Origin of the sequence: Streptomyces sp. N35 (assembly GCF_016464295.1) — a bacterium.
GTDB lineage: Bacteria > Actinomycetota > Actinomycetes > Streptomycetales > Streptomycetaceae > Streptomyces.
Genome location: NZ_JAEIMH010000069.1, coordinates 1 through 17,690, shown reverse-complemented (window position 1 = coordinate 17,690; position 17,690 = coordinate 1). Strand labels below are relative to the sequence as shown.

The 17,690-nt window shown below is 71.7% G+C and carries 15 protein-coding genes; 8 read left to right on the top strand and 7 right to left on the bottom strand.

Annotation, left to right across the window (positions count from 1 at the left end; translation table 11 throughout):
• Positions 1–142: 142 nt before the first annotated feature.
• Positions 143–622 (top strand): nucleoside deaminase, encoded by a 480-nt coding sequence (locus JAO81_RS30730; RefSeq protein WP_199551228.1) that lies wholly within the window; start codon positions 143–145, stop codon positions 620–622.
• Between the two features lie 12 nt (positions 623–634).
• On the opposite strand, the gene JAO81_RS30725 is transcribed toward JAO81_RS30730, so the two are convergent.
• The gene (locus tag JAO81_RS30725; RefSeq protein WP_199551227.1) at positions 635–1,708 is read right to left on the bottom strand and encodes a helix-turn-helix transcriptional regulator; all 1,074 of its coding nucleotides are present in this window, start codon (positions 1,706–1,708) and stop codon (positions 635–637) included.
• Between the two features lie 146 nt (positions 1,709–1,854).
• On the opposite strand from JAO81_RS30725, the gene JAO81_RS30720 reads away from it, so the two are divergent.
• The gene (locus JAO81_RS30720; protein ID WP_374194373.1) at positions 1,855–4,743 is read left to right on the top strand and encodes a M4 family metallopeptidase; all 2,889 of its coding nucleotides are present in this window, start codon (positions 1,855–1,857) and stop codon (positions 4,741–4,743) included.
• Positions 4,744–4,801: 58 nt separating this feature from the next.
• Here the strand turns inward: JAO81_RS30720 and JAO81_RS30715 are convergent, their stop codons facing one another.
• Entirely contained in the window at positions 4,802–5,728 is a 927-nt protein-coding gene (locus tag JAO81_RS30715; RefSeq protein ID WP_199551226.1) for a lysozyme, read from the bottom strand.
• A 229-nt stretch (positions 5,729–5,957) separates the two neighbouring features.
• Between JAO81_RS30715 and JAO81_RS30710 the strand changes: the two genes are divergently transcribed.
• Complete coding sequence (locus tag JAO81_RS30710) at positions 5,958–6,452, top strand: MarR family winged helix-turn-helix transcriptional regulator (protein ID WP_199551225.1); 495 nt, start codon at positions 5,958–5,960, stop codon at positions 6,450–6,452.
• A 109-nt stretch (positions 6,453–6,561) separates the two neighbouring features.
• Here the strand turns inward: JAO81_RS30710 and JAO81_RS30705 are convergent, their stop codons facing one another.
• Entirely contained in the window at positions 6,562–7,407 is an 846-nt protein-coding gene (locus JAO81_RS30705) for a hypothetical protein (protein ID WP_199551224.1), read from the bottom strand.
• Positions 7,408–7,829: 422 nt separating this feature from the next.
• Between JAO81_RS30705 and JAO81_RS30700 the strand changes: the two genes are divergently transcribed.
• From JAO81_RS30700 to JAO81_RS30680, 5 genes are read left to right on the top strand one after another with little or no spacing between them, the layout of a single operon-like run.
• Positions 7,830–11,084, top strand: a complete 3,255-nt coding sequence (locus tag JAO81_RS30700; protein ID WP_199551223.1) for a nitrate- and nitrite sensing domain-containing protein — start codon at positions 7,830–7,832, stop codon at positions 11,082–11,084.
• A gap of 2 nt (positions 11,085–11,086) precedes the next feature.
• On the top strand, positions 11,087–11,578 hold the full coding sequence (locus JAO81_RS30695) for a roadblock/LC7 domain-containing protein (RefSeq protein WP_307813884.1): 492 nt from the start codon (positions 11,087–11,089) through the stop codon (positions 11,576–11,578).
• Positions 11,575–11,985, top strand: coding sequence for a DUF742 domain-containing protein (locus tag JAO81_RS30690; protein ID WP_165336798.1), 411 nt, complete (start codon positions 11,575–11,577; stop codon positions 11,983–11,985). The genes JAO81_RS30695 and JAO81_RS30690 overlap by 4 nt, the downstream gene beginning before the upstream one ends.
• Positions 11,966–12,622 (top strand): ATP/GTP-binding protein, encoded by a 657-nt coding sequence (locus JAO81_RS30685; protein ID WP_199551222.1) that lies wholly within the window; start codon positions 11,966–11,968, stop codon positions 12,620–12,622. The genes JAO81_RS30690 and JAO81_RS30685 overlap by 20 nt, the downstream gene beginning before the upstream one ends.
• A gap of 31 nt (positions 12,623–12,653) precedes the next feature.
• Positions 12,654–13,895 (top strand): styrene monooxygenase/indole monooxygenase family protein, encoded by a 1,242-nt coding sequence (locus JAO81_RS30680; protein ID WP_199551221.1) that lies wholly within the window; start codon positions 12,654–12,656, stop codon positions 13,893–13,895.
• Positions 13,896–14,021: 126 nt separating this feature from the next.
• On the opposite strand, the gene JAO81_RS30675 is transcribed toward JAO81_RS30680, so the two are convergent.
• From JAO81_RS30675 to JAO81_RS30660, 4 genes are all read right to left on the bottom strand, one after another.
• The gene (locus JAO81_RS30675) at positions 14,022–15,209 is read right to left on the bottom strand and encodes an NlpC/P60 family protein (RefSeq protein WP_307813876.1); all 1,188 of its coding nucleotides are present in this window, start codon (positions 15,207–15,209) and stop codon (positions 14,022–14,024) included.
• A gap of 114 nt (positions 15,210–15,323) precedes the next feature.
• The gene (locus tag JAO81_RS30670) at positions 15,324–15,641 is read right to left on the bottom strand and encodes a hypothetical protein (protein ID WP_307813873.1); all 318 of its coding nucleotides are present in this window, start codon (positions 15,639–15,641) and stop codon (positions 15,324–15,326) included.
• Between the two features lie 52 nt (positions 15,642–15,693).
• Entirely contained in the window at positions 15,694–16,440 is a 747-nt protein-coding gene (locus JAO81_RS30665) for a TetR/AcrR family transcriptional regulator (protein WP_199551220.1), read from the bottom strand.
• Between the two features lie 49 nt (positions 16,441–16,489).
• The gene (locus JAO81_RS30660) at positions 16,490–17,428 is read right to left on the bottom strand and encodes a diiron oxygenase (protein WP_199551219.1); all 939 of its coding nucleotides are present in this window, start codon (positions 17,426–17,428) and stop codon (positions 16,490–16,492) included.
• Between the last annotated feature and the right edge of the window lie 262 nt (positions 17,429–17,690).

Below are 17,690 nucleotides of genomic sequence, written 5' to 3'. Positions count from 1 at the left end.
GGGAAAGAGGGCCCCCCCCCAAACCCCGGGAGGGAGCCCCCCGGGGGGTTCTGCGGGAGGAGGCGGCGGCCCGGGCCCCCCTGTGTGGGGGCTCGGGCCGTTCGCTTGGGCGGTGAGCGCACCGCGTGCCTACCCTGACCTCATGGTCAACGACACCGACATGCGCCACCTCCGCCGCTGCATCGAACTCGCCGCCGAAGCCCTCGACGCAGGCGACGAACCCTTCGGCTCCGTCCTCGTCGACGCCGAAGGCAACGCCCGCGCCGAGGACCGCAACCGCGTCGCGGGCGGCGACCAGACGCGCCACCCCGAGTTCGAACTCGCCCGCTGGGCCGCCGAGCACCTGACCCCCGAGGAGCGCGCCGGCGCCACCGTCTACACCTCGGGCGAACACTGCCCGATGTGCTCCGCCGCCCATGCCTGGGTCGGCCTGGCGCGCATCGTGTACGTCGCCTCATCGGCCCAGCTCACGGGCTGGCTCCAGGAACTCGGCGTACCCCAGGGCCCGGTGGCCGCCCTCCCCGTGCACACGGTCGCCCCGAACGTCATCGTCGAGGGTCCGGTCCCCGAACTCACCGAAGAAATCCGTGCCTTGCACGTGAGGCTGCACACGGGCAAGTAGCCCACTGGGCGGCTACCCGGCGTCCAGCCACCCCCGTCCCACCGCCTGCACCCCGGCCTGGAACCGCGTCTCGGCGTTCAGGGCCCGCAGCAGCCGGCTGATCCGCCGGCGTGCCGTGTGCACATGGACGCCGAGGCGGCGCGCGATCGCCTCGTCCTTCAGGCCGGCCGCGAGCAGCGTCAGCAACTCGCGGTCCCCGGCGTCGAGTCCACCCGCGCCGGTCCCCGGGCCGGGGACCGGCGCGGCGCCCGCACCCGGGCCGTCCGCCGCGGTGCTCCCGATCCCGCCGATCGGCATCGACCGCGCCCACACCGCCTCGAACAACGGCACCAACGCGTTCCCGAGCAACGCGTCGCTGACCACAAGCGCCGAGGCCGTCGGATCGGCGGCGTCCGTCGGCGGCAGCAGGGTGATCCTGCGGTCCGCGGTGATGAGCTTCGTCGGCAGCTGCGTCCCCACCCGGATCTGCACGCCCTGCTCGGACAACTCCCCGAGCCCACGGGCCCGCCCCTGGAAACTCAGCCCGTCCCGGTCCACCACCACCCGCACCCGTATCCCGCGCCGTACGAGCGCCGTGACATCGAGCGGCGCGGGCATCCCGTCCGGTGCACTCGCCGCGTAGGGCGGGCGGTCGAGGAGCGCGACCTCCTCGCGGGCCGAGCCCATCAGCGCGTTGACGCGCTCGGCTATCGCCACCCTGCCGCGGACCGTCTCGATGCCGATGGCCCAAGGGTCGTGTGCGGCGCCCAGCAGGTCGGCGGCCATCCGGTCCACCGCCCCGGTCAGCTCCTCCAACTCGGCTGATCTGCGCAGGAGTCCGGCCTGGTGGCGGTGGAGGAGCCCGCGCAGTGCGGTGGTGGGTGCGACGGCCGAGGGCAGGGGTGCGTCACCGTCCGGCCGCGTGAACCCGTGCTGTGCGAGCCGGTCGAGGGCAGCCGACGCGCGGCGTGCACTCAGGCCGAGGGCGCGCGCGAACGCGGCGCGGGACGGGTGCCCGGGCCGTCCGAGGAGCGCTTCGTACACCTGGAGTTCGTCGGCGCCGAGCCCGAGAGCCCGCCACTGTGTGTCCCATTCAGCCAGCTCCACACGCGGATTCTCGCCCGTTCCCGCAGGCCACACAAGTGTGCACGTACACAAGTAGGCACCTGGAACGCATTGTTCAGGGCCCTCTGCGGGCCGTTCCATGTCCGCATCCGACAACGGCCACCCCCCAGGGCTCCGAAGGGAACAACGTGCGGACTTCAGCGCGCAGCAGACGAGAAGACAGGCCGGGCGGCATAGCCGTCGGCCAGGGAGTGGCGGCGCTCCTCGCCGCCGCAGGACTCCTGATGACCGGCATGACGCCCGCCCACGCACAGACCGCACCGGCCGCCGCGGCCACCGTCGAGGGTGCCGTCGCGGGTACCGACACCGACACCCCGTCCCTGGTGACCGGTTTGAGCGAGGAGGCGGCAGGCAGCGGCAGCCCCGCGGACGCCGCACGCGGCCACCTCAAGGCGAAGAAGAACCGCTACCACATCGCCGATACCTCGGCGAAGGAGCTCACGGCGGTCTCGACCGAGACCGAGGGCGGCAAGGAGACGGTCCGGCTCCAGCAGAGGCACAAGGGCGTCGAGGTCCTCGGCGGCCAGTACGTGGTCCGGATGACGAAGAAGGACGGCAAGCGCACCGTCACCGGCACGTCCGGCCAGTACTTCACCGGGCTGAAGCTCGACACGGTCACCCCGAAGGTCTCCGAGGAGGTCGCGGTCGAGCGCGCGGTCGGCGCCGTCCGCAGGCAGCTGGGCGGCGGGCTCCTGAAGGCCCCGGCGAAGGGCGGGGAGAAGAGGGCCGGGCAGCTCACCGGCAAGGCCGCCGACGTCGCCGTCCTCCCGCAGGGCGACGGAGTCCTCACCCGGCACATCACCGTCACCGGCGTGCACCCGGCCGACGGCACCCCCGTCAAGCAGGAGGTGTACGTCGACGCGCACTCGGGCTTCCCGCTGATGCAGTTCAGCTCGGTCAAGTCGTTCGGTGGGACGGGGGCGGCCCCGACGGGGACGGCCACCGGCACCGCGGACGAGGCGCCCGCCACGGACGAGGCGCCCGCCGCCGACGATGCGACCACCACGTCGGCCGCCCAGCTCGTCGTCAAGGGCACCGGCAACCGCTCCAACGGCAAGAAGACCGAGGTGAACCTGTACAAGGACGCCAAGGACGTCTACCACACGATCGACTACGGCAGGCGGGCCGCGGACTCCCCGTACGACGGCCCGATGCTGAAGACCTGGGACGCCCGCGGCCGTGAGGCGTACACCGCCTCCGGTGTCTGGCCCGCCGGCATCACGGACTTCCAGTCGACCACGCCCGAACTGAGCCAGGAATTCACCGACATCGGCGCGATCGACGCCCACTGGGCGGCGGGCGAGGTCTACGACTACTACAAGTCGAACTTCGGCCGGGCAGGACTCGACGGCAACGACGGCTTCATCAACTCCCTGGTGGGCGTGGTCGAGAACGGCCGGCCGTTCCTCAACGCCTTCTGGGACGGCTCCAAGATGGTGTACGGCCAAGGCGGCGGCGACTTCCGCTCCTTTGCCGCGGACACCGACGTGGTCGGCCACGAGATGACCCACGGCGTCGTCGAGCACACCGCGAACCTGGTGTACGTGGGACAGTCGGGCGCCATGAACGAGGCGATCGCCGACTACTTCGGCAACGCCATCGACCTGGCCGCGGACGGCGGCTCCATGAGTGACCCGGAGGCCGGACTCCTCGGCGAGGACCTGTGCATCACCGCGAGCCCGCGCGAGTGCGCCCTGCGTGACCTCAACGACGGCGCCACCACCTCGAAGGACTTCATCGGCGTCACCATGCGCGGTGACAACGGCGGTGTGCACCTCAACTCCACGATCTTCTCCGGCGCGCTGTGGGACCTGCGCGAGGACCTCGGCGCCGAGCTCGCCGACCAGATCGTCTACCGCGCCCTGTCCGCGTACATGACCCCGCTCGACGGCTTCACCGAGGGCCGCGCCGCGGTCGTCGCCGCCGCACAGGAACTGGGCGCCACCAAGGCCCAGTTGAGCATCATCAAGCGGTCGTTCGAGGCGCACGGCATCGTCCCCGGGTGGGAGAAGGCGCTCGGTGTCGACACCGACCTGCTCCAGACCGAGGTCAACATCGCGAGCACCGGGGTCGGCGCGGGCGGCGGCAAGTACGCCGTCTCGAACTCGAACGCGGACGGCAGCGAGCCGTACTCGGTGTGGCTCGGCAACACCTCGGGCAAGGGCACGCCGCAGCTCGTGAGCGGCAACAACGGCGACTACAACGTCCACGCCGACACCGACGGCAAGACGGTGGCGTGGGCGCAGTACAGCAACAACGGCATCCACATCATGGCGAAGCCGGTCGTGGGCGGCATCCCGAAGCGGGTCGACTCCATCGGCAGCGACGTCTTCGGACTCGTCGTGGACGGCGACTACATCGCGTACACCGCGGTCAACCCGCAGTTCGGCGTCACCAACGTCCGGTACGTCAACATGAAGACCGGCGAGGTCGGCCTGGTCGACGGCGGCCGTCAGTACCACGTCTCGGGTCTGCCCTCCGTCAAGGACGGAAAGATCGCCTACGCCAAGCTGTGGCCCGGGGAGGACGCCCGGCAGATCGGTGTCGGGGTCTTCGACCCGGCGTCCGGCGAGACGACGCTGATGCCCGTCGGCGCCGGGACCGTGGGCATCGGCCAGACCGCGATCACCGACGACGGTGTCTTCTGGATCGAGGACCACGACGGCACCGACTCCGGCAAGGCCGCGGTGCGCCGCGCCGGGCTCGACGGCTCGGACCCGATCGACGTGACGCCGGAGTCCGGTGACGGCTCCCTGTACGCGTACTCGCTGACGGCCTCGGACGACGCGGTGAGCATCACCGACCTGCCGCCGGCCATGACCTGGTCCAACGACACGCTGCCGAAGCTGTTCCAGGTCGCGCCCGACGGCAAGGGCGGCGCGCGGCGCGTCTCCTGCAACCGCGGCGACCAGGTGTACGCGGCCGCGGACGCCGGCCTGCGCGTGCTGTGGCTTGACGGCACCACCGGCTCCACGAACCTCGTGAAGCGCGACCGTCCCGCGGGCGGCAGCTGCTGACAGCCAGGCGAGGGCCCGGCCACCCCCACAGGTGGCCGGGCCCTCGCGTCGTACCGGATCAGCCGTTGGCCAGCGCCACCACGCGGTCAAGAGCCCCGTTGAACTTGTTGTGGTCCCCCACGATCGGCCCGGAAGACGTGTACTGCCACATCGTGTAGAAGCCCCAACCGGCCGGCAGCGTCCCCGGAGTCGTGTTGTAGCGGGCGATCCACAGGGGGTTCGTCGAGCCGAAGCCGCCGTAGTTGCCCGTGCACTGGGTCCACCAGCTCGTCGCCGTGTAGATCACCGCGTCGCGGCCCGTGCGGGCCTTGTAGCGGTTGAGGAAGTCGCGGATCCACGTGACCATCGCGGACTGGCTCTTGCCGTAGCAGGCCGCGCCGTAGGGGTTCCACTCGATGTCGAGGACGCCCGGAAGGGTCTTGCCGTCGCGGGACCAGCCGCCGCCGTTGTTGACGAAGTAGTCGGCCTGCGCGGTCCCCGTGGTCGTGTCGGGCGTGGCGAAGTGGTACGCGCCGCGGATCATGCCGACGTTGTACGAGCCGTTGTACTGCTGCGCGAAGTAGGGGTTCTTGTAGTACGTCCCCTCGGTGGCCTTGACGTAGGCCCACTTGACTCCGCTCGACCACAGGGACGCCCAGTTGACGTTGCCCTGGTGGCTGGAGACGTCCACGCCCTCGGTCTGCACGGCGCGGCTCTCGCGGGGGAGGCCGCCCTGGCCGTCGTGCGCGATGACGCCCTGGCCCATGCGGGCCTCGCCGCGGGCGGGTTTGTCGGCGGTCTCCGCGGCCTGGGAGGTGGCGGGCAGAGTGAGCAGGAGGGAGAGGACGGAGAGGAGGATGCCGGCCGCGGTGAGACGGGAGCGGTTGCCCGACCGGCGAGCGGTGCGAGCGGTGCGGGTGATGCGGGTGATGCGGGTGGTGAGGCGAGTGGTGATGAGAGTGGTGAGGCGAGTGGTACGGGGTCTTCCGGGTCTGTGCACGGACATGTGCGTGCCTCCGAAGGCCTCGTGGAGCCCGGCGACGGGGCTCCGGTGGGGGGATCTGTCGACATGTCGCCCAGTCGGGGCGTGGACATGTCACCAATGAAGCTACGCAGGAGGACTCGCGGGTGGGAAGAGGGCCTTGGGGCTGCCGTTGGTCTACGCCTGCGAAATACTGGCCGAGCTGCGGCAACGGCCGCGGTTGGCAGAAACTTTCAGTATCGGAAAGCGTTTCATGGCCTCTGAAGTGCACGACCGCGGAGACGGCTCCGCGCGCCCCGTCCCGCCGGAAAGTGGTGTGGACCACGAATTCCTCGCCCTGGAGCGGGAGTTGACGGTGTTTCTGCGGCGCGCGCGGGCCAGTTCCGGCGAGATGGCGCGTGCGGTCCACCCGGAGCTCGAACCCGCCGCGTACGGCCTGCTCGTACGACTGGACGAGGGCGGCCCGCAGCGGGCCACGGAGCTCGCCGCGTACTTCGGTGTCGGCAAGGCCACGATGAGCCGTCAGCTGCGCGCCCTGGAGGAACTCGGTCTGGTGGCGCGCGAGCCCGACCCGGCGGACGGGCGGGCGGCTCTGGTGCGCCTGACGGAGGAGGGGCGCGACCGGTTCCGTACCGTGCGCGGTGCGCGGCGGGGGCGCTATGTGCGCCAGCTCGCCGGCTGGGACCGCGCCGAGGTCGCCGAACTGGCCCGGCTGCTGCACCAGCTCAACGCGGGCGGCGAGCAGTAGCCCGACCCTAGGTGCGGCCACGGCTAGGCGCGGCTACAGCTCCGAGGTGCGCCTACAACTCCGAGGTGCGCCTACAACTCCGAGGCGCGCCTGCAACTCCGAAGCGCGCCTACAACTCCACCCACACCACCGTCGCGTCATCGTGCGGCTTCCCGCCGACCCGCACCCCCGTCGCCACCCGCTCCCGCTCGAGCGCCCGCACCCGGTCCACCAAGCCCTGCGGTCCTGTCTTGCGCAGGTACGCGAAGCACTCCGCCCAGTCGCCTTCGCCGAACTTCTCCACCCAGCGGGTCGCCCCGTCGGTGAGCCCGACGAGGGTGCGGACGTCGCGGCGCGGCCGGCTGCCCGTGACCGCGCGCAGCGCCGCCGACGGATCCGCGGCCGCCGTGAAGAAGCCGTCCTCGGCATTGCGCAGGGACTCGACGGCCGCCACGTACTCCCGTGCCGCTGCCGCCCGTTCCGGGGAGCCCTCCGCCAGGGCGCGCACCGCGGTCCGCGCCGCCGTCACCCGGTGCGGCAGCTGGTCGAGCCTGCGGTCGACCACCGCTTCGACCTCACCGGCCGGCGACTCGACCAGGAGCGCCGAGTCGGACAGCACCAGGTGCTCGACCGCGTCCGCGTCCCAACGCGCCAGGACCACCGTCGCCTGAGGCGTACGGGGGTGAGAAAGGTCACAGGTCGAGCGGTGGGTGTCGGCGGTGCGGCCGATGGCCAGGGAGAGGATCTCGGCCAGGGTCATGTCCCGCCGGGAAACGGACAGTTCACCCAGAGCCCCGCCAAGTCGGGCAACGAACCAGGGCACGTCGTGCACACAACCGTCGTCCCCGTCCGGGGGTGTCACCCCGTCCAGGACGACCAGCGCCCCGCCCTGTCCTGAGGCGGGCAGCGCCACGGAGGCGAAGTCCTCGTTGGGGCGTGCGGGGTTTCCGGGTTCCGTGGAGAGTTCGACGCGCATCCATGCAGTCTGCACGAGTGTGCGCAGGACCTTCACAGAGGGCGCGGAGCCGGGGAGTTGGCCTGGACCACTGCCTTTGCGGCCGAGGTGGCGGGGCATCTTGCCAAAGGCCGTGCCCGCCGTCCAACCGGCGCCCCGTACCGCCGCGCGCCTTCCCGTGGCGAGGGGGAAGTGGAACTTGATCCCTCAACTCCCGGCGAGGTTCACTCCTTCGGGTGGCCCGCCCGGCTAAGGGCGACCACCACCCAGGCGCGCTGGAATGGTCATAAGCCGTACCAGAGAGGGCACGTCACCACACCGGACACGGTGGACGACGCGACACAGCAAGCAGCCCCCGCGCCCTGTGCCGCACCTCGCGGCGCATGCGCCGCACGGGCACACAGCTCGAGCGGCGCACGACAAGAACACCGAGAGCAACGAGGATGCGAGCACCGGTGCAGAGCAAGCGGCCTGGTGAGGTGCCGACGGCATCTCCGGCCACACCAGGCCGGACGGTCCGGGTACGCAGCCGTCTGATCGCCGCGGTCGCGGTGGTCATCGCCGCCGTCGCGGGCGCGGGCGCCCCCGCCGTCCTGGGCGCCTCCTCCCAAGTGGCCGACAGCCAGCGCCTGGTGGACCTCGCCGAGCTCACCCAGCAGGCCGTCACGCTGTCGCACGCCCTGAGCGACGAACGCGACGAGGTCACCTCGTACATCGCCGCGGGCCGCCCCGAAGCCAAGCGCCCCGAAGGCACCGCGCGGATCGACCGCCAGCTCGCCGAACTGCGCGCCGAGGCCCCCACCGCCCTGCGCGAGGACCTCGCGGCCTTCACGGGTGTACGCCGCCAGGCCCTGACCGGCAAGGGTTCCGCGCTCGAAGCGCACACCGCGTACACCGACGCCCTCGCCGAACTGCACCGGCTCACCGAGGAGCTCGCCGACCAGCTGCCGCCGCGCGCCGGAGCGGGCCGGCACGCGCTCGCCGATCTCGACCGGGCCGTGGCGCAGGCCGGCGCGGTCCGCGGGCTGCTGCTCGCCGCCTACGCCACACCGCGCACCGAGCCGCAGACCGTGATCGACCCGTTGACCGGCCTCCCCGTCACGACCCAGGGGGCCCGCACCGACGACGACCGCCGCCGTGACGCCCTCACCGCCGCGGCGTACCAGGCCCGGCTCGGCGAACAGGCGGCGCTCGACGCGTTCGCCGCCGGCGCCCCCGCGGACCAGCGCGCCAAACTGCGCACCACCGTCACGGGTCCCGACGTCGCCACCGCCGACCGCTACCTCGCCCGCCTCACCGACCGGCCGACGCTCAGCGGCGACGAACTCGCGTACAACAGCGAGAAGATCGCCACCACGCTCACGGCCCGCGTCGACCAGCTGCGCAGCGTCGAGAACACCCAGGCCACCGACCGCATCGAGCAGCTGACGAAACTCCGCGACGAGGACGTCACCGCACTCGAACTGCGGATCGCCCTGGTCGGCGCGCTCGCGCTGCTCGCCCTCGGCGTCTGCGTCGCCGTGGCCCGCACCCTCACCCAGCCCCTCGCGGTCCTGCGCCTGGGCACCGCCCGGCTCGCGAAGGACCCGGGCGCCGAGGAGCCGGTGCGCTACACCGGGCGCAACGACGAGTTCGCCGCGGTCGTACGGTCCGTGAACGCGCTGTACGAGCACACCGCCAAGCTGCACGCACGGGTCGGCGTCCTGGAGGAGGACCGCAAGCACCTCGTCGGCGAGCGCGAGAAGCTGGCCTGCGAGCGGGTCGGGCTGCGCAAGGAACTGACCGCCGCACGCGACGAGTTGCAGCGCACCGAGGACAGCGTGCAGAGCACGTTCGTGAACCTGGCGCTGCGCACGCTGGGCCTCGTCGAGCGGCAGCTCGCCGTGATCGAGGGCCTGGAGGAGCGCGAGGAGGACCCCGAGCGCCTCGCCACGCTCTTCAAGCTGGACCACTTCGCCACGGTGATGCGCCGCCACAGCGAGAACCTTCTGGTCCTCGCCGGCGCCGAGCACAAGCACGCCGACCCCGGCCCTGTCCCACTGGTCGATGTCGTACGGGCCGCGGTCAGCGAGATCGAACGCTACGAGCGGGTCCGTATCGCGTCCCTGCCGCCGCATGCCCACCTCGCCGGGTTCGCCGCCGACGACCTGAGCCATCTCCTGGCCGAACTCCTGGAGAACGCCACCTCGTTCTCGCCGCCCGACGCGGCGGTCGAGGTCTCCGGCTGGCTCCTGGAGAGCGGCGAGGTGATGCTCTCCGTCCAGGACGAGGGCATCGGCCTCACGCCCGAGCGCCTGCAGGCCGTCAACTCCCGCCTCGCGGACTTCGACCCCGCCACCTTGCACACCGGCTCCGCCGGCGGCGACGAGGGCCTGGGCCTCGGCCTGTACGTCGTGGCCCGGCTCGCCGCCCGGCACGGGGTGCGGGTCCAGCTGCGCGAGCAGAAGAACGGCGGGGTCGCCGCCGTCGCCGTCCTGCCCAAGCCGATCCTCGCGGCCGCACCGGCCGCGGTGGTCACCCCTGGGGTCTCCTTCCCGGGCGCGCCGCCGGAACTCCATCTGGCGGGGGCGGAGGCGGAGGCCAACTCCAATGAGCTGGCGGGGCGTTCGCGATCGGTCCCCGTCGGGGGCGCCGACGAGGGCCTGGTGTCAGAGGCGTCCGAGGCGTCCGATGTGTCGGAGGCGTCGGAGGGGGTCGCTTCGGGTGCCGAGGGCTCTTCGGGCGCGGCTGATGAGGGCGTACGGGATGCAGGGGCTGATTCCGTACGGGGTGCGGAGCTCGATTCCGTACGGGAAGCAGAGCCCGATTCCGTACGGGAAGCAGAGCTCGACTCCGTACGAGAGACAGAGCTCGATTCCGTACGAGAAGTAGGCCCCGTAGCCGAACACCCCGACGCGGAGCCGGAGTCGGACCCTTCCCCGGAGTCGGACCCTTCCCCCTCTCCGTACCTGGACGCCGAGCCGGCACTCGGCGGCGAGGACCTCGTGGCGGCGGCGTTCGGCGAGCGCGGACCGCTGGGGGTGGGGGAAGCCCTTGACGCCGAAGGTCCGTCGGACGTGTCCGAGCCCCTCGAGGCGACCGAGCCCGAGACCACCCTCGAACTCACCCTGCCCGCCACCGAGTTGGACACCCCGCACCTCCTGCGCCCGACCCGGATCAAGGCCGTCCCCGACGACCACGCGCACGAGCGCGCCGAGGACGAAACCCCGCATGCGGAAGCCGAGAGCGAGCCCCCGCGCAGGGAAGCCGAGCGCGAGACCCCGCGCGCGGAAGCCGGGCACGCGACCCCGCGCACGGAAGCGCAGCCCGCGCCCCGCGCCCCCAAGTGGGAGCGCGTCACCGACAAGGGGCTACCCAAGCGCACCCCCAAGGTGACCGCGCCCGCCCCCGGCACCCAGGCCGCGCCCGCGCGCCCCAAGGGTGTGGACGCCGAGGCCCTGCGCCGTCGGCTCGCCGGCTTCCGGCAGGGTGCGGAGACCGGCCGCCGCGACGTCGAGGCCGAACTCGCGGACGGACCGGCCACCCCGGACGGACCGGCCACGCCGGGCGTACCGCACCAGACCGAAGCGTCAAGGGCCGAAGCACCAAGGGCCGAAGCACCACGGCCCGAAGCACCATCGGCCGAAGCACCACCACAGACGGACCCGCAGCAACAGACCACGGAACCGGGGGACTCACTCAAGGAGGCCCGCAGTTGACGGTGTCCAGCAAGCCCGGCGTGCCCGGTACCAGCGCGAGCACCGAGGCCCGCAACCTGCACTGGCTGCTGACGAACCTGGTGGACGAGGTCCCCGGCCTGCTCTCGGTCGCGGTGGTCTCCTCGGACGGACTGCTGCTGCTGTCCTCCGACCCCGGGCACAACAATGAGTCCGCACCGGCCCCCACGGGCCCCCGCGGCTCCAGCGCCGACCTGGCCACCGTTGTCTCCGGCCTCGGCAGCCTCACCATCGGCGCGGCCCGCCTCATGGAGGCCGGCGGGGTGAAGCAGACCATGGTCGCGATGGACGAGGGCAGCCTCTTCGTGATGTCGATCAGCGACGGCTCGCTGCTCGGGGTGCACGCCACACCCGACTGCGACATGAGCGTGGTGGCGTATCACATGGCGCTGTTCGTGGGCCGGGCCGGACATGTCCTGACGCCCGAACTCCGCAGTGAGCTACGGCAGTCGAGGGAGAGGAGCCGGGTTCAGTGAGCCCCGCGAAACTACCGGTGCGCGGCGCGGACCGGAGGCCCGCCCGGGTGCGCCCGTACTCGCTGACCGGCGGCCGCACCCGCTTCGGGCACGTCCTGCTCGTGGAGACCTTCGTCGCCGCGGTCCCCGCCCTGGAGGGCGGCCCGGACGACCGGCCCGAACTCCCGCAGGGCAGCCTGCACACAAAGGTGATGCCGGAGCTGCGGGCCATCGTCGAGATCTGCCGCAGGATGCGCACGGTCGCCGAGATCGCGGCCCTGCTCAAGATGCCGCTCGGTGTGGTCCGCGTGCTGCTCAGCGACCTCGCCGACCAGGGAAGGATCCGGGTGTACGGGACCGGCCACGGCCCCGGACAGCCCGACCGCGCACTGCTGGAAAGGGTGCTGAGTGGACTCCGTCGCCTCTGAGGCGCTCATAACCGCCGAGCCCGAGCCCGAGCCCGAGCCGTTCCCGGACACGGAAGAAGGCGCCCAGGCCTGGCAGTTGGACCGTACGCGCGCACCCGTGGCCACGAAGATCGTGGTGGCCGGCGGCTTCGGTGTGGGCAAGACGACCCTGGTCGGCTCGGTCTCGGAGATCACTCCGCTGCAGACCGAGGCCCTGATGACCCAGGCGAGCGCCGAGTCCGACGACCTGAGCGCGACCCCGGAGAAGCTGACCACGACCGTGGCCATGGACTTCGGCCGGATCACGCTCGACGACGACCTGGTGCTGTACCTCTTCGGCACGCCGGGCCAGCAGCGTTTCTGGTTCATGTGGGACGACCTCGTACGCGGCGCGATCGGCGCCGTCGTCCTCGCCGACACCCGGCGCCTCGACGAGTGCTTCCCGGCGCTCGACTACTTCGAGAGCTGCGGTCTGCCGTACGTGGTGGCCGTCAACCACTTCGAGGGGACCGAGGAGTTCGCTGCCGCCGATGTACGCGAGGCGCTGACCGTGCCCGAGCACATCCCCGTCCTGATCATGGACGCGCGGCGCCGTATCCCGGTGGTCGAGACCCTGCTCGCCCTGGTCGGCCACGCGCTCGACCTGACACCTGCCTAACCTCCGTACCGCTTCTGGGAGTTGCCCGAGTATGAGAAAGATCCTGATAGTCGGAGCCGGCCAGTCCGGTCTCCAGCTCGCCCTCGGTCTGCAGGCCGAGGGGTACGAGGTCACCCTGATGTCCAACCGCACGGCGGACGAGATCCGGGCCGGCCGGGTCATGTCCACGCAGTGCATGTTCCACACGGCGCTGCAGCACGAGCGCGATCTGCAGATCAACTTCTGGGAGTCCCAGGCACCGCGCATCGAGGGCCTCGGCGTCTCGGTCGCGGGACCCGAGTCGCAGCGGGTGATCGACTGGGTCGGGAAGCTCGACGGATACGCGCAGTCGGTCGACCAGCGGGTGAAGTTCGCCGGCTGGATGGAGACCTTCGCGCAGCGCGGCGGCCAGCTGGTCATCCACGGTGCGGCCGTCTCCGACCTCGACTACTTCTCCCGTACGTACGACCTGGTCCTGGTGGCCGCGGGCAAGGGCGAGCTGGTCTCGATGTTCGGCCGCGACGCCGCCCGCTCCCCGTACGCCGAGCCGCAGCGCGCCCTTGCCGTCTCCTACGTCCACGGCCTGGGCACGCGCCCCGAGCACCCGGACTTCGACGCGGTGCGCTGCAACCTGGTGCCCGGCGTCGGCGAACTCTTCGTGATGCCGACCCTGACGACCTCCGGCCGCGCGGACATCCTCTTCTGGGAGGGCATCCCCGGCGGCCCGCTCGACGTCTTCCAGGGCGTCAAGGACCCGTCCGAGCATCTGGCCCTCACCCTGGAGCTGATGGAGCGCTTCACGCCCTGGGAGTACGCCCGGGCGACGAAGGTCGAACTGACGGACGCCAACGGCACGTTGTCTGGCCGCTACGCCCCCACCGTCCGCAACCCCATCGGCCGGCTGCCCGGCGGCGGCCTGGTCCTGGGCGTCGCGGACGTGGTCGTGGCCAACGACCCGATCACGGGCCAGGGCTCCAACTCGGCCTCGAAGTGCGCGGATGCGTACCTTTCCTCGATCATCGAGCACGGGGACCGCCCGTTCGACGAGGCGTGGATGCAGTCCGCCTTCGACCGCTACTGGTCCACGGCCCAGCACGTCACGAAGTGGACCAACGCGATGCTGGGCGCCCCGCCGGAGCACGTCCTGAATCTGATCGGCGCGGCGGGCGACCTCCAGCCGGTCGCGAACCGCTTCGCCAACGGCTTCAACGACCCGTCCGACTTCGAGGAGTTCTTCTACGAGCCGGAGAAGGCGGGGGCGTATCTGGCCGGCATCAGCACCTCCGGCATTTGAGGAGATCCGAACGAAGTCCGGATGAGGGGAGGGGGGCCGGGGCGAAGCCCTCGGTTTCGGAAAGGGGCGGGTAGGGGAACTCACCCGCCCCACCTACCGGCGTCCCCCCGCCGCCCTCCCCACTCTTCAGCCGGGCCGCACCGCACCGAGCACAGGCCGCGCCGCGATGGGTGAGAGGGCGACCTTCGCCCCCGGCCGCGGAACGTCCACCACCTCGCCGTCCCCGGCGTACAGCGCCACATGGGTCGCGTCCGGCCCGTAGACGATCACGTCGCCCGGGCGCAGTGACCGCAGCGGAACCTTGCGGAGCTTCTCCCACTGGCCGCGTGCCGTCCGCGGGATCGGGACCCCGGCCCGTTCCCAGGCCGCCGACGTGAGCCCGGAGGCGTCGAAGGCCCCCGGCCCCCGCGCCCCGAAGGCGTACGGCTTTCCGATCTGCGCCTTGGCCCACCGCACAGCCGCCGCACCGCCGGCGGAAGGCGCCGCCGAACCACCCGGACCCGGCAGCGCACCGGACGCCAGGAACGCCGCCTGGGCCGAAGCCGCCCCCGACTGCTCCAGCTTCCGCACCTCGGCGATCTGCTGCGCACTCACCGAAGCCAGCAGCTTCTCCACGGCCTTCAGCTTCGCCACCACCGCGTCCCGCTGCTTCTTCTGCCGCCCCGCGAGCACCTGCTGCTTGTCCAGCGCCGTCCGTGCCGCCCTCGCCAGTTCGTCCGCCTTGCGTTCCCCGGCGGTCAGCCGTCCCACCGTCTCCACCCGCTCGCGCGCCAGACGCCCGATCACATGCTTCTGGTCGAGCGCGGCCTGCGGATCGGGGGACAGGAGCAGCCGTACGTACCCGTCGAAGCCGCTTCGGCCCTGGTACTGCTGCCGCGCGAGCCGCCCCGCCGCGACGCGGCTGCCGCTCAACGCGAGCCGGGCGCGGGCGAGTTCGTCGTTCCGCTTCTTCGTCTCGGCCGTCTGCTTCTTCAGCTGTTCGGCCGTCGCGTTGTACTTCTCGGTCGCCTGCTCGGCCGACCGGTACAGCTTCTGCATCTCGGTGAGCAGCCCGGCCACGGTCTTCGCACCCGGCGCCGCGTCGGTCTCCGGGACGCGTTCACCCGGCGCCGCACCCGCGTCCGCCCCGGCACTCGCCGCGGCACCGGAGTCCGGGACCGGCCCGGCACTCGCGAGCGCCCCCGTCTCCGGCACAGGCCCGGCACTCGCCGTCGCCCCTGGCTCCGGCGCCGACCGCGCTCCGCCCGCGGGCACCACCACACCGGCCGCGACCACCGCCGCCGCGCACACCAGTCGCAGCACTCTGCCTGACACGCCATCACCTCCGTCGCGGGGGTGTGCGTCCACCCCGGAAACACCTCAGGAGGAGCATGCGGTGCGGTCAGGCTGAAAAGCCTACAACTGGGCGGTATGGAGCATGGTGCTCACTCATTCAGCGGGACCCGACCCGGGACCTGCCCCGGGCCCCGCCGTAGGACCCGCCCCCGGACCCGGCTTGGACCACGGCCACTTCAGACGCCCCGTCTCCGCGTTCCCGCCCGCGTCGTACTCGTACCGCCAGGGCTGCCGCACCCCGCGCCGCCCGGTGGCCACCCGCCGGTAGACGACGGTCGTGGCGGGGGAGTCGTCGGTGGCCGGGACCGGGATCTTGTACAGCTTGGGCGGATGGCCGGTCGGGCCCGTGAGGACGTCGAGGGTACGGCCGTCCATCGGGCCGCCGAAGAAGGAGATCGGGTCGCGGTTCACCAGGCCAGTGTCACAGCTCGCGCACCGGGACGCCGACTCGTCCGACGCCGGCTCACAGCAGGTGCGCCGCCTCGCTCACCAGGGGCAGCACCCTGCGGGCGAGCGAGCCCGCCGGACCGTCCGCGGTTTCCATGGCGAGGGCCGAGCGCAGCACCGCGGCCGTCTGCTCGTCGGAGGCCGCGGTAGCGGTCAGCAGCGCGAGGAACTGATCGAGCAGCCAGTCCCGCAGCTCGCCGGCCGGGGGCTGCTTGTCCTCGTCCAGCCAGATCAGCGAGGCCGCTTCGACGGCGGAGATCCATGTCCGTACGAGCAGATGCAGCCGCGGACTCGGTGCGGTGACCGGCATATGCGCCAGGATGCTGGCCGCCGCGGTGCGCCGGACCTCGTCGACTATCGCGGTCGTACGGGAGGTGCAGACGACGCTGCCGCCCTGCAGCAGCGCCGCGAAGCCCGTGTCATGGGAGTCGACGAACGCGAGATAGCGGTCGAGGGCCCGGCCGAGGCGCTCGGTGAGCGGTCCCGTGGGCGGCTCGTCGAAGCACTGCTCCAGCTCGTCGGCCGCGGAGCGCAGCGCCGCCTCGTACAACTGCTGCTTGCCGCCCGGGAAGTAGCGGTAGACGAGCGGCCGCGAGACCCCGGCGGCCTCGGCGACATCGTCGAGCGAGACCTCCTCCGGGGCCCGGTGCGCGAACAGCCCGAGCGCAGCTTCGAGCAGCTGGCTGCGGCGTTCCTCGACGCTCAGGCGCCGGTACGCGGGAGCCGGGGAGGAGGCAGCGAGGGGAGCGGACGCCGGGGACATGACCGAAGGGTAATCCGCCCGCGTCCGCCGCACCCCTGTGTGGTTCACCTCAGGCCAGCAGACCGGAGCTCTTCCACAGCCGGCGCCCGGGGCCCTGCAGCACTCCGATGTCGTCGAGGAAGTCGGTCAGCCGCTTGGCGCCGGTCTGCATCACCTCACGCCGGTGCCCGCTCGCCTTGGCCTGCGCGAGGGCTTCGCGGCGGTCGAGGCCGACGTCCGTGTAGACCTGCGGGTTCACGAACGCGACCGAGAACACCTTCGCCGCGTTCCCGGAGCTGATCCGGGTCAACTCCCGCTCCCAGCGCGGTGCGGTCACCATCTGGCGCCGCAACTCCTCGCGGGCGTACCGCACATGGCGGGCCTCCTCGACGACATGGATCCGCGTCACACCCCGGACGATCGTCTGCACCCGCTCGTCCGGGAAGGTCAGCCGCTGCATCCAGTCGAGGATCTCCTCGCCGAGCAGCGTGCAGGCGAAGGAACCGGGCGTCGTGGAGACGGTCTTCAGAACCCGGGCCAGATTGTGGTTGACCTTGCTGACGGGGTACACCTTCGCCCCGCCCTTCTTGATCATGCGCGCGAACATCATCGAGTGCCGGCACTCGTCCGCGATCTCGGTGAGGGCGTAGCGCACATGCGCGCTGTCCAACGGCTTGTCGTAGATGTGGCGCACGAGCAGCTGCATCAGGATGATCTCGAACCAGATGCCCAGCGACGCGAGCGAAGCCGCCTCGTACCGCGCGAGTTCCATCCGCTGCTCCTCCGGCATCCGCTTCCACAGCGGGGTGTCGTAGAGCGAGACGAGCTCCGGCGGCCAGAACCACTTGCCTTCCTCGATCGGAGCGTCCCAGTCAAGCTCCTTGTCCGGGTCGAAGGAGTGCTTGGCGGAAGACTCGAGGAGCCGCTCGGCGACGTGTTCGCGGTCCTTGAGCAGGCCGAGCGCGTCCCGGAGGACCTGGCTCGAGCCCGCTTCCGTCATGGTCGTCATGGCGGTGGTCACCTCGTGACTTCGGTTACCGGGGGTCACGTCTTATGAGACTGCTTGTCAGCAAGCCCGTCAATCCCCTGCGCGCGACTTGTTGACCGCGCGTCTACCACCGTGTGAATCTGCCAACTATCCGGTCCTGCAAGGCGAGTCGGGGTCCGCCCGGACCCTGTCCGCGAGGCGAAGGAGCCGCCCGTGTCGACGTACGACCGCTATATCCAGCCCCCCGCGGAGCCCATCTGGCAGGTCCCCGCGACGGGTGCGG